The organism is Anaerotaenia torta (assembly GCF_050433395.1).
Taxonomy (GTDB): domain Bacteria; phylum Bacillota; class Clostridia; order Lachnospirales; family Lachnospiraceae; genus Mobilitalea; species Mobilitalea torta.
Map to the genome: position 1 here is coordinate 104,901 of NZ_JBNPXH010000016.1, position 12,824 is coordinate 117,724.

A 12,824-nucleotide genomic window follows, 5' to 3' on the forward strand; every position below is an offset into this window, starting at 1 on the left:
TGGGATACGATGGAAAGATGAGGTAAGCCATGGAACGATTACAAACATTATTACAAGGGAATGTTACCAGCCACATTCTGCCCTTCCTTTGGATGAAAGGGGAAGACAATGCCATCATTCGGGAAGAGCTGGATAAAATTGAAGAATGCGGTATCCGGGAGATCTGCCTGGAGTCCAGGCCCCATCCGGATTTCTGCGGCAAGGGCTGGTGGGAGAATCTGGACTTCATTATGCCGGAGGCCAGAAAAAGAGGAATGAAGGTATGGATTCTGGATGATGATAAGTTTCCTACCGGACATGCCAACGGGGGCTTTATTAAGCATCCTGAAAAAAAGAAAGTCTATCTGGCGGAGCGCCATATGGATATTATGGGGCCTTGCCGCAGCGGTGCGGTGCTGGTAGAGAATTTTATGCAGCTGGACGGAAAGCTGCTGGGAATACTGGCTCTCCCCAAGCCGGACGGGGAGACCCTGGCTGTCAGCCGGGAAGGCGGAATTGATCTGACCCACCAATATGAGAACGGTTTCGTCTATTTTGATCTGCCGGAGGGAGCCTACCGGCTGTTTGTTCTGTTCACCACCCAGAAGGGCGGCGGACGGGAAGACTACATGAACTTAATTGATTCTGATTCCGTCAGAGTACTGATTGATGAAGTATATGAGAAGCATTATGAGCGTTATGAAGAGTATTTCGGGAGTACCATTGCAGGATTTTTCTCTGATGAGCCGGAGCTGGGCAATGTACAGGGCTACCCTTTTGATGATGTTCTGGGACAGAAGGATAAGCGGCTTCCCTGGAGCAGGCAGCTGGAAGAAGCGCTGCGGGGCAGATGGGGAGAGGATTTTCTGAGCTTACTCCCGGCGCTTTGGTATGAAGCAGGAGAAAAGACGGTATCGGTCCGCTCCGAATATATGGATGAGATGACGAGGCTGGTGAAAATCTGTTTTTCCGGCCAGCTGGGAAGCTGGTGTGAAGAGCGCGGGGTAGAGTACATCGGACATATTATTGAGGATGACAATGCCCATGCCAGGATGGCCTGCAGCATCGGACATTATTTCCGGGAGATGGAAGGGCAGCATATGGCCGGGATTGATGTGGTGCATCATCAGATTGTGCCCGGATTCACCGAGCCGGTGCATCAATGGATTGCCGGGGACCGGGACGGCGAGTTCTTCCATTACGGGCTGGCCAAGCTGGGAAGCTCCGCGGCGCATATCCAGGAAAATAAAAAGGATCGGGCACTCTGTGAGATCTTCGGCAACTATGGATGGGCCGAGGGGAATTCCTTTATGAAATGGCTGACGAACCATATGCTGGTCAGGGGTATCAATGAGTTTACACCCCATGCGTTTTCCATGAGCTATCCGGATCGGGACTGCCCGCCTCATTTTTATGCCAGGGGCAATAATCCGGGCTTCGGCTGCTTTACCCAGCTGATGAAATATATGAACCGCGGCGCCCATCTGTTAAGCGGAGGCATCCATCTGGCGGATGCGGCTATTTTGTACCATGCGGAGGCTGAATGGAGCGGAGGCAGGACGATGTATTTTCAGAAGCCGGGCCGCCGGCTGATGGAGCATCAGCTGGATTATGATGTTATTCCGGCGGATGCGCTGAGATCGGCGGCGGTGGAGAAAGGGCAGCTGGTGATCCGGAGAGAGAACTATCCCTGCTTGATACTGCCCTATGCCCAGTACCTGGATGCGGAAGTGGTTCGGTTTGTCGCCGCCGCAGCGCCTCAGGGGCTGAGGGTGTTTGTGATTGATGCCCTGCCGGAAGGAGATACCAGGGGAGAGGCGCTTCCTGCAGGCTGGGACCGGAAGGTGAGGGTGGTAGGCCTGGAAAGTATCGCGGAGGAAGTGGCGAAGCTGGAGACAGGATTGGGAAGCAGGGAGCTTACGGTAACCGGCGGGATACCGGAGCTTCGCAGCATGGTGATTCGCCGGCCGGATGGCCTGACCGCCATGTATTTCAACGAGAGCGTATCCCGGAAGGTGCAGGCACAGCTTCTGGTCCGGAATAAAGAATATGGGTGTGTGACCGTATATGATCCATGGAATCACAGGGCAGATGAGTATGGGATAGAGGAACACAGAATTCCGCTCTGCCTCGAGCCGGGAGAAGCTGTTTTTCTATGCCTGGAGAAAAAAACGGCGGAGGGAAGCTTTCCCGGGCGGTCCGGCGAGAAGACTCTGTGTCTGGACTGGAGAGTGTCCAGGCGCGGGGAGTTGGGAGAGGAATTTGCAGAAGAGCTTCTGCTGAAAGCAGGAGAAGAGCTTCCTAATCTTAACGGGCCCGGTTATTGGCCCGCCTTTACCGGAACCTACCGGTATGAAGGAGCCTTTGTACAGGAAAAAGCCGCGGGGCAGCGTTATATGCTAATGCTTCCGGAGGCATCGGACTGTGTGAGAGTTTGGATAAATGGTACGGATCGGGGCTATCTCGCCGGATTCCCTGGCAGAGTTGATATAACGGAAGAACTTTGTGACGGTGAAAACCGGTTGATATTGGAGGTGACCACGACCCTGGTATGGAAGAGAAAGGACGGGGCCTCCACCCATTTGCAGATCCCGGCAACCGGAATTACCAAAGAGCCCGTGCTGGAGTGGTATCGATAAGAGGAGATCTGCTTCCTGCGGGTCATTTGAAGACAATGAGAAAGGACATGGTAATTAACATGGAAAAATCAATTTTATTTCCCCAAACAGGTGGTTTTGTTCACGGATGTGATTATAATCCGGAGCAATGGCTGGACCGTCCGGATATCTTAGCGGAGGATATCCGGATGATGAAGAAGGCGGGAGTGAACAGTGTCACATTGGGCATGTTCTCCTGGTCCTTTTTGGAGCCGGTGGAAGGGGAATTTCAGTTTGGATGGCTGAGAGAGATAATCGATCGCTTGTATGAGAACGGAATTTACACAATCCTGGGCACCCCCTCCGGAGCACGTCCCGCCTGGCTGGACGCGGCATATCCCGAGGCGATGCGGGTCAGCAAACAGGATGTGCGCAACCATCACGGTGTCAGGCACAACCATTGCATGAGTTCCCTGCGTTACAGGGAGAAGGTGGCAATCCTTGACCGCAGGCTGGCGGAAGAATTCGGCTCCCATCCCGGTCTGCTGATGTATCATATTTCCAATGAGCTGGGGGGAGATTGCTACTGCCCTCTGTGTGTGGAGCGTTTCCAAAGCTACCTGGCGGAGAAATTCGACCACGATATTGAAAAGCTGAACCAGGCATGGTGGACGGCCTTCTGGAGCCACCGGTATAATAATTTTCAGCAGATCGAGCCGCCCTTTGCCAATGGGGAGGGCAGTATTATGGGGCTGAACCTGGAATGGAAGCGTTTCACCACCTGGAATATGACTGATTTTATGAAATTTGAGATTGCTGCTCTGAGGGAGGTAACACCGGACATCCCGGTAACCACCAACTTCATGATGCTGTACAACGGACTGGACTACCGCAAAATGGCGGAGGAAGTGGATGTCATCTCCTGGGACAGCTATCCCAGGTTCCATAACGACCGGGAATCCTTATATGATACCATGGCGGAGTATGCCTTTCACCATGCGGTGATGCGCTCCATGAAGAAGGAGAAGCCCTTCATGCTGATGGAAAGTGCGCCGGGCCTTGTGAACTGGCATCCCTATAACAAATTGAAACGTCCCGGTGTGCACAGGCTGGCCTGTCTTCAGGCAATTGCCTGCGGCTCCGATACGGTGCAGTATTTCCAGTGGCGTAAGGGCCGGGGGTCCTTTGAACAGTACCATGGCGCAGTGGTGGATCATCTGGGTACGGATGACACCAGAGTCTTCCTCGAGGTGGCGGAGGTGGGAGAGCTGCTGAGCCGGATATCTGCGGCAGCGGGAACCCTTGTAAAATCCAAAGCGGCTCTGTTATTCGACTGGGATAACCGATGGGCGATTCAGGATGTGAAAGCATTAAGTGATGAGACAAAGCGTTACGAAGAAACCTGCATTGGAATCTGGAAGGAATTTCTGAAGCTGGGCGTAGAAATGGATGTTATCCCTTCTGACGGAGATTTTTCAGAATATAGCGTAATTGTCGCACCCATGCTGTATGTTCTGCAGCCCCGGACTGCTGCAAGGCTGAAGAGCTTTACGGAGCAGGGAGGGCAGCTGCTGGCTACCTATTTCACCGGATATGTGGATCAGAATCTGCTGTGCCATCTGGGAGGCTTTCCTGGAGATGGACTTTCGGAGCTTTTTGGCATCGTCAGTGAGGAGATTGATACCCTTTATCCCTCGGATCGGAATCAGATTCATTTTACAGAGGATTGGGTGAAGGAGGTAAGTGCCGAAGCAGGAACAGCTTCTGCTGCGGAAGAACAGTGGAACTGGGAAGTGAAGGACTATGCGGAGATCCTGAGGGTCAAGGATGCCAGGGTACTGGCCTGCTATAAAGAGGATTTCTATAAAGGAACGGCAGCTGTAACCTGTAAAACTTATGAGAGAAGTGAGCCGGCAGGATCGGACATGCCGGTAAAACAGGGCAGGGCATACTATGTTGCTGCCAGAAGCTGCCCCCGGCAAATGAGCGTTCTATTTGCCAAAATGCTGGAGGATGCGGGAATTGAGATAAAGAAGCTTCCTCAGGGCATTGAATACCATAGCAGAACAGGTGAGGAAGGAAGTTATGAGTTCTATCTGAACTGCCGGACAGAAGCGGTAACATTGGAGGGCTTGAACGGAGCGGATCTCATAACCGGTAATGCAGTGGAGGGCTCTCTTGAGCTGGGCGCCTACAGCGTAGCAGTGCTTCGTAAATAGAAGGAGGAAGACAGGATGAGATATAGCAAGCCCTGGGAGCAGGGAGAATTAAGGGTCACAGATAACGGCAGGTATTTCAGCATCGGAGAGGAGGCTTTCTTTTGGATGGGGGATACCGCCTGGCTGTTGTTTCATCAGCTGACCCCGGAAGAAAGCTACTGCTATCTCAGGAATCGCAAGGAGCTGGGATACAATATTATTCTGGCTGATTTTATTCATACTGCGAAGCAGCGCAATCTGGAAGGAGAAACCGCTCTGATAGACGGAGATTTCTCCAAGATCAATAAGGACGGCGGTTTCTGGAACCATGTGGATAAGGTGCTTGAGATGGCAAAAGAGCTGGGGCTTTATATGGGAATTCTTCCTGTATGGGGCAGCAGTGTGGTAAATGGCGGTGATCTGACGGAAGAAAATATGGATGGATATATGGATTTCATTCTTAGCCGTTATCATCATCTGCCCAATCTGGTCTGGATTGTAGGCGGTGATGTCCGGGGAGATGTGAATCCGGAGCTTTTCTCAAAAATGGGACGCAGGATGAAGCAGGACAGGCCGGACCGGCTGGTAGGATATCATCCTTTTGGCAGAACCAGCTCCGGCCTTTGGTTTCACGGTGAGGAATGGCTGGACTTCAATATGTTCCAGTCGGGACACCGAAGATATGACCAGACGCGGCTGGATGCATGGGATGATAACAGTCAGGCGGAAGGATGCTATGGAGAAGACAGCTGGAGATATGTGGAACGTGATTACGGGAGGACTCCTCCCAAGCCGGTTCTGGATGGCGAGCCCTCCTATGAATGGGTAGTCCAGGGACTGCATGATGATACCCAGCCTTACTGGAAGGCGGCGGATGTACGCCGCTATGCGTATTGGAGCGTGTTTGCAGGTGCCGCAGGGCATACCTACGGACATAATTCCATTATGCAGTTTTATCGGGATACCTCAGTGAAGGGAGCCTTCGGGGCAAAATATCTGTGGTCGGATTCCCTTCATCATCCCGGCGGGAGCCAGATGATTCATCTGGTGAGGTTAATGGAATCCGTAGATTATATCAATGGAAGATCTGCTCAGGAATATCTTCTCAGCAGTCAGGGAGAGCAGTACGATTACATCAGCGTATTTGCCGGAGCCAAGTATCTGTTGGCTTATACCTATACAGGAAGGGAAATCAGTCTTTCCCTGAGGGACTATGAAGGAGTAACGCTGGATGCTTACTGGATGGATCCGGTGACAGGGCTGCAGAGCTACATCTGCAATGTAACAGGGAAGGAACAGGTGACCTTCCAGCCGCCGGAGAGGGAAGACAGTAAGGATGTTGTCCTGGTAATACGGTAACAGGATAGATTCATTTTGAAACGGCCTTTTTTTGCGGAACATTCCAGGGAACCGGCATATAATGGAATTAAAATGATCTTCAGCGGTGGGCAAGCAAAAGAGCATTGAAGTGCCCGGCAGAACGGGAGCGATTGATCTTGCCCCAGCTGATGGCAGGATAGAGGTTCATATGGCGAATAAGGCTGCGGATTCCAGAGGAACGATAACACAGCACGGCCGTAATTTACGGATCGAAAATGCTTTGGTGGAAGAGGTATTTACAAATAACAGAAGAACCGGCAATATTTTAATATCCTATAGAATAGACGGCCAGAATGGTTTGGCTAGAATTGAGACGCTTCGGCTGAATGTAGACCAGGCCACCGTAATTACCAATCAATTTGACCAGGAATTATGCTTGTGTGAAATCAGAACCGGAATGTGGATTGACGCGGAGTTTTCCTCTGCTATGACCAGAAGTATTCCTCCGCAGTCCGCGGCATACCGGATCGTCGTGCGCGGAGACAGCGCTTCTGTCAGTGTGACAACCGATCGGGTCGTTGATGTGAATGCCAGAAACAGATTCCTGCTTACCGGTAATCCCTACGATACAACTGACCAGATACGGTTTGTTGTCACCAATGCCACCTCCATCCTTGACCGGAATGGCCGTCCCATCAGGCTGGAAGCAATCCGCCCGGGCCAGATGGTAAGAATAGAGCATGCCAACTTCCAGACGGCGAGTATTCCTCCTCAGACTACGGCCTTCCGTATCCAGCTTCTTTAAAATAAAGAGCTCGCTTACGCTGACGCACAATTGCCTTCAGGCAATATTCCCCTTACGCGCGGCATATGCATCCTGCGGAGCAAACATTGAGGGTATCGCCCCATCACTCTATATTTAGTGATTTGCGACACCCTCAATCTTTATGGTATTATTAGCAATCAACTATTATCGTCATTCAAAACAGCTGTTCCACTCCTTTACAAGTCTGAACAATGTTTTCAAACAAAGGCAATATATCCCCGGGAATTCCCTTTTTACACATTGGCAGGGTTTTCATCATGGTTTTCATTTGAATAGCTTCTCCGCTTTCATTGCTTTAATAATCTGATTTAATAAAAGGATAGCTTTTTCTTCCTCGGCCCTGCATTGATCTATCATTTCAGCCATTTCGAGCCTTATAACAGGATCGCGCAGTTTGTCCCTATCTACGGGATCGTGACCTGCTTTTCTAATAAAAGCTTCCATATGAACATGGCTTATTCTCTCGAAGCAGCAAGCTATTTCTTCAAGCGTCTGCGCTTGCCCTGGGAAGTACTTCTGTGCCTGCCGCATAAAGAACTTGGCATAATATCGCCGCTCGGAATATGCACTCCATGCAGGATCAATGGTGCGAACCAGCTCCTGCCGTATTGTCTCATCATCGGCAAAAATACTTTCGGGCGGCGTTCCATATCCTATAATGTAATGGGTGCGCTTTGCTTCCTCGATACATTCCTCTTCCGTTTGGGTAAAGTACCGCTTCCAGTCATTAAAATATCTTGCGTTTTTCATGGACAATCCATCGGTCAAAGTATTGTATGCCGAAAGGATTCCCTGACGGTATAATTCCTTCAGCTCAGGAGTATTTGTCCGCTTTCCGATAAAAGCAACATAAGCGGCTTCTTCATACCAGTTCTCTTTTCTAAATAACTGGGGCTGCGGATTGGGGCTGAAATCAAAGACATGATAATTCCAACCGATGAGGATATCACCGTTTTTTTCATAGCCGACCACTGCACAGCCAATGGGACACTCAGCAAGGTTATCGACAATAACCGGTGTCTTTTCATTGACAAGACATTTCATTATCCGGGCTTTCATTTCTTTTTCTGAACTATCCTTTGTATAAACCAATTCGTAGTTCTCATACCCTAAATACCGGAACATATTTTTATAACTCTCATAATCGGCAGCAGTTGCGTTTCCGTCGCACATATGAAGGTCATCAACGTATGCTTCTCCGCTCAAATTGCAAACCAACATAAACCCCACATCAAGCCGTCCGAAATCATAGCCGATATACCCATAATTTTGTCCCGTATAATCTAAAAAGGCACGAATTGAAGTGGTGAATGGCTGCATTTCAGGACATCTGGATCCAGGGTATTCTTCGCCGTTCTGCATGATTCTTTCCAGCATATAGCTCTCGGGAAAGCTTCTGTCCGCATGCTCTCCCATCATGCTTAAAATCTCCGGTTTATCCTTTGGAAAATAACTTTCGGGATGGCTTGTGTCCCATTGTTCTTTCGTAATCAACATTTTACAGCCTGTAAACTCAATGGGCTTTCCGTTTTCATCCTTCACAAACGAAACATTGTTTATCGTTTCCACAATACTCATGCCGATGGTTTTCAGCGGGGCGATCTGTTCCTCGCATTCCAGCGGATTACCGGAAGTTAAGCCGTTTGCTCCCAGTTTCTCAAAAGCATACTGCGTCATTAGTGACAGGGCTTCGGTGTCCAGATCGTTGTCCTGATGTGCAGTGTGCCAGACATGACCCAAATCCATAATGCCGTCTTCATTTACATTGTTATATGCAATAAACCCTATTAGCTTCATAGACGGTTTCAGACAAACAGCATAATAAATATCCTTACTGGCAAAATAAGCAGCTGCCCCCATACAGCCTTCCATATCAGTGGGCCATTGATGATCAAAGTTTTTCATGGATGACCCCATTCTGTCAAGCGACAATGCCAGCACCGCTTCAGCGTCATCAGGCGTGAAATGGCGGATAATAAGCCTATCGGTTTCCATGAAGAACGGTTTGTTCAAGTGTTCATAAACAAAAGCGGAATCGCCTTTTATCTTTTTCACCAGCTTTAATATTTCGGGGAGCGTAGAAGGTGAATAATCTTGAGGAAGTTTTTCTACTTCAATTTTTTTTAATGGCTTGCTCATGTTTTCGTCCTCCTTCCAGACGGCTTTATTCTACCTCATAAACAACACGCTGCGTTATCCGTTTTTGTCATTTCTCAGCCGTTTGAACAATTCCATGCGGATATTTTCGTTGTCATATTTGCCGTTCAGAGTTTCATAAACTGCGAAAACAGGCTCCTTTTCGTGAGCAATACTGTTATTTTGCAGCCACAATTCTATTTTTGCCCCGCCTATACGAATATCACCCAAACAATCATCCGGCAGCACAGCATATCGTCCCCCAGGAATGCGCAGGAGTTCCAAGCCGCTGTCATCAGGGAGATCGAAGTCCTCTCCGCATTCTACGCCGCACACACCAATATCGTCATAAATACAAACATAAAATCTTTGCGCAGTTCGAAGCAGTGTCAGGTGCCGCTCCTGTAAAAAAGCCATAACTTTTTCCGCGGCTTTCCGCTCTGCGTTATATCCTTTCTCCCGTGAAATAATAAATGCTGTTTCGGAAACAGATAGAATGGCAATATGCTTTTCTGTTTTCCGCTTCTTAACGGGGAGGTATAACTTCAATTTGCGCGGTATTCCGTTTTCAAAGAGATACTCTTCAAAATACCCTTTATCCGCTTCTTCAAACATACTGGCAGAAAGCCAGATGTTGTAGAGATAGTTCCAGCCGTCGCTGATCTCCGGCTCGTTATAATTTACCACACAGGCGGCGTATAAATCTGTTTCGCCTGTGCCAACAGTTTCGGTCATTACTTCATAGCAGAACTGACCTCCGGTCTGCTGCCCATTCCGGCCGAAAACCCGGCCAGCGGTTTCACCCAATGCGGCAATCGCTTTATCCTCAATACCCATCAGGCAGGGATCGTAAAATTGTATGATTTTACATCTGGGTATGGTTTCTGTGCCGACCTTAACTGTAAGGCTGATTTTATTGACAGCAAAGGGATAAAAATAGAAATAGGTATCTCTCTGTTGATATTCAAGCGGGGTCATACCAACAACGCTTTTGAATTGTTTGTGAAAAGCCTGTTGTGTTTGATAACCGCTTTCGTCCGCGATGATGGCAAGGGGCAATACCGAGCATTTTATTTTTTCACAGGCGTTTGATATGCGGCGCTTTCGGATGTACTCTTTTATGGAATGGCCTGTACAGGCATAAAAATCCCGGTATAGCTGGCTTAGCGAGATATAATGCTGTCTGGCTATACTTTCGGGATGGAGCTCCTCCGATAAATGCTTTTCAATGTATGGAAGAACGGCACCGATGTAGCGAAGCTTATCCATTGCCGTGTATTTAGCGGTTTTTTTACCTGTGGTTATCATAATACGGCTGCCCTTTCTCACGGTCTACCCCTTTTGAGCAACAGCGATCTTGTTGCCGTCGGGGTCAGTGAACCAAAACGAGTATGCACCCCAGGGCTTTCTTTCCGGTGGCGAGATGATTTCAATGCCGGGGATTTCCCGCAGCAGCCGCTGGTATTCCGAATCCAGATCTGCGACAAAGCATTGTAACCAAATATTTTTCTCCTTTGCCATGGTCACCTCGCCCGGATCATAGACGGCCATGTTACCGAAGCTGTAATGGCTGCCCTCTGCAAAGGGTTCTTCTTGCAGCACAATTTGATAAAATTCTGCAAGACGGGGTGCGTTATCTGTTACAATACATATTCCTCCAAAGTTCATATGGACATTTCCTCCCGCGCCGATGCTGTCCCGGCGGCTGTTTTTTGTTTGTCTTACCTTTCCTATTCTACTATGACGAGGATCAATTTTCAATGAAATACGGTAAAAAAGGTGCAGGTTTTCACCATGTACAATCCCTCCTCCCTGCACTTACGAAGTCCGCAACAGTAACCTCTCTTTCCGCCTGACATATAATACTGTATAAGCAAATATGGAGGAAATAGCGATGGGCGAGCTATTAAAAATTGATCATCTCAGTTACACCTATCATAGCCTCGAGGGAGAAACACCGGCATTATTCGATGTTTCTTTTCATGTAACGGATGGCGAGTTCGTGAGTATTGTAGGACCCAGCGGCTGCGGCAAATCCACGCTTCTTTCGTTAATAGCAGGGTTGATCGAGCCGGGCAGCGGATTTATATATATCAATGGAAGGGATTTAAAATCCTCCGGTAAAAATATAGGTTACATGCTTCAAAGAGACCAGCTGCTGGATTGGCGCAATACCTTGAAAAATGTCACCCTGGGTCTGGAAATACAGCATAAGCTGTCGGATAACAGTTATGTTCAAATAAACGAACTGCTGGATACTTATGGCCTGATCACCTTTCAGAATTCCTACCCCTCCGAATTGTCCGGCGGAATGAGACAGCGGGCAGCCTTAATCCGGACTCTTCTTCTGGAACCGGATATTCTGCTGCTGGATGAACCCTTTTCCGCCCTGGACTATCAGACGCGCCTTGAGGTGGCCGATGATATCTGGGGTATCATTCGCAAAGAGAAGAAGACAGCCATCCTTATCACCCATGATATAGCGGAAGCCGTGAGCATGGGTGACCGGGTCATTGTACTCTCCTCCCGTCCCGGCACGGTAAAGAGTATCATTGATATCAACCTGTCCATTCCGGACAGAACCCCCTTTACCTCCCGAAGCGCGCCTGAGTTCCAGAAATATTTTAACTTAATATGGAAGGAGTTAACTCATCATGAGCAGGAAGCATAGACAAGTCGAAAGCAAAAGCTTGAATGTTTCCGCAGCCCAGCAGGAATATATCAGAAAGCATAGGCTTCAACGCCGGCGGGTTCGTTTCTGCCAGTTTCTGATTCTCATCAGCTTTATAGCATCCTGGGAGCTTACGGCAAGGCTGGGAATCCTGAATTCCTTCGTTTTCTCCAGCCCCTCAAGGATTATAAAAACCGTCCTGGACATGACCGTCAGCGGCCAGCTTCTCTATCATGTAGGGATCACACTGCTGGAAACATTGGGAAGCTTTTTTTTAGTAAATGTATTGGGAATTATCATCGCGATTATTCTTTGGTGGAATGACAGCATCTCCAAGGTGCTGGAACCCTACCTGATTGTTCTTAACAGCCTGCCCAAATCGGCGCTGGCACCGGTATTCATCGTATGGCTGGGGAACAATATAAAAACAATCATCGTTGCCGCTGTCTCCGTTGCCATCTTCGGAACGGTAATCTCCCTCCATTCCGTTTTTAAGGAAATGGAGGAGGATAAGATCAAATTAATTTATACTCTGGGAGGGAAAAAGAGGGATGTGCTGTTCAAAGTAATCCTTCCCGGAAATGTTCCGTCCATCATCAGTCAGATGAAGGTAAATATCGGGCTTTCCCTGGTGGGTGTCATCATCGGAGAATTCCTTGCCGCCAAAGCAGGACTGGGTTATCTCATTATCTATGGAAGCCAGGTCTTCAAGCTTGACTGGGTAATCATGTCCATCGTGATTCTCTGTATTGTCGCAACAGGACTGTATAAGCTCCTGACCTATTTTGAGAAGAAAGTAAGCCGGTAGTATAGAAGCGCCATCCAACCGCCAGTCAAAGGAAGATTATTTGATTGGTGGTTTTGGGTGCGCCCGGCAGCTTTATTCTGCTAAAATTAAAAAGTTTCTGCATATCTGTTTATAAATCGAGAAATATCTGTCAGTTTTGTGAATAACTTCTCATTTTTCTTCTATTTATCCACACTATCAACATTCTGCTGTGGATAAATGGCAATTAATGTTATTCTATGAATAATAATTCCATATGGTCACTTTTCGTATTCTTTTTAGGAAGCTGCAAATACTAATTTCGGAGGTG

At 48.4% G+C, this 12,824-nt stretch carries 9 protein-coding genes; 6 read left to right on the forward strand and 3 right to left on the reverse strand.

The features are described 5' to 3' along the window. Positions 1 to 29: 29 nt before the first annotated feature. The 4 genes from HNQ56_RS21855 (at position 30) to HNQ56_RS21870 (ending at position 6,899) form a co-directional block, all read left to right on the forward strand. Positions 30 to 2,618, forward strand: coding sequence for a hypothetical protein (locus HNQ56_RS21855; protein ID WP_429150419.1), 2,589 nt, complete (start codon positions 30 to 32; stop codon positions 2,616 to 2,618). A gap of 59 nt (positions 2,619 to 2,677) precedes the next feature. Next, positions 2,678 to 4,795, forward strand: a complete 2,118-nt coding sequence (locus HNQ56_RS21860) for a beta-galactosidase (protein ID WP_429150421.1) — start codon at positions 2,678 to 2,680, stop codon at positions 4,793 to 4,795. A gap of 15 nt (positions 4,796 to 4,810) precedes the next feature. Continuing rightward, on the forward strand, positions 4,811 to 6,133 hold the full coding sequence (locus HNQ56_RS21865; protein ID WP_429150423.1) for a glycoside hydrolase family 140 protein: 1,323 nt from the start codon (positions 4,811 to 4,813) through the stop codon (positions 6,131 to 6,133). A gap of 85 nt (positions 6,134 to 6,218) precedes the next feature. After that, entirely contained in the window at positions 6,219 to 6,899 is a 681-nt protein-coding gene (locus tag HNQ56_RS21870; RefSeq protein ID WP_429150425.1) for a hypothetical protein, read from the forward strand. Positions 6,900 to 7,184: 285 nt separating this feature from the next. On the opposite strand, the gene HNQ56_RS21875 is transcribed toward HNQ56_RS21870, so the two are convergent. Genes HNQ56_RS21875 through HNQ56_RS21885 form a run of 3 tightly spaced genes read right to left on the reverse strand, consistent with a single transcriptional unit; the run spans position 7,185 to position 10,817 of the window. Then, positions 7,185 to 9,059: a GNAT family N-acetyltransferase gene (locus HNQ56_RS21875; protein ID WP_429150427.1), complete on the reverse strand. Its 1,875-nt coding sequence runs from the start codon at positions 9,057 to 9,059 to the stop codon at positions 7,185 to 7,187. A 54-nt stretch (positions 9,060 to 9,113) separates the two neighbouring features. Continuing rightward, positions 9,114 to 10,364: a helix-turn-helix domain-containing protein gene (locus HNQ56_RS21880; protein WP_429150428.1), complete on the reverse strand. Its 1,251-nt coding sequence runs from the start codon at positions 10,362 to 10,364 to the stop codon at positions 9,114 to 9,116. Positions 10,365 to 10,388: 24 nt separating this feature from the next. Then, the gene (locus tag HNQ56_RS21885) at positions 10,389 to 10,817 is read right to left on the reverse strand and encodes a VOC family protein (RefSeq protein WP_429150429.1); all 429 of its coding nucleotides are present in this window, start codon (positions 10,815 to 10,817) and stop codon (positions 10,389 to 10,391) included. Positions 10,818 to 10,950: 133 nt separating this feature from the next. On the opposite strand from HNQ56_RS21885, the gene HNQ56_RS21890 reads away from it, so the two are divergent. Both HNQ56_RS21890 and HNQ56_RS21895 read left to right on the forward strand, forming a co-directional pair. Further along, positions 10,951 to 11,727, forward strand: coding sequence for an ABC transporter ATP-binding protein (locus HNQ56_RS21890; protein WP_429150431.1), 777 nt, complete (start codon positions 10,951 to 10,953; stop codon positions 11,725 to 11,727). Next, entirely contained in the window at positions 11,711 to 12,535 is an 825-nt protein-coding gene (locus HNQ56_RS21895) for an ABC transporter permease (RefSeq protein ID WP_429150433.1), read from the forward strand. Before HNQ56_RS21890 ends, HNQ56_RS21895 begins: the two co-directional genes overlap by 17 nt. Positions 12,536 to 12,824: the final 289 nt, after the last annotated feature.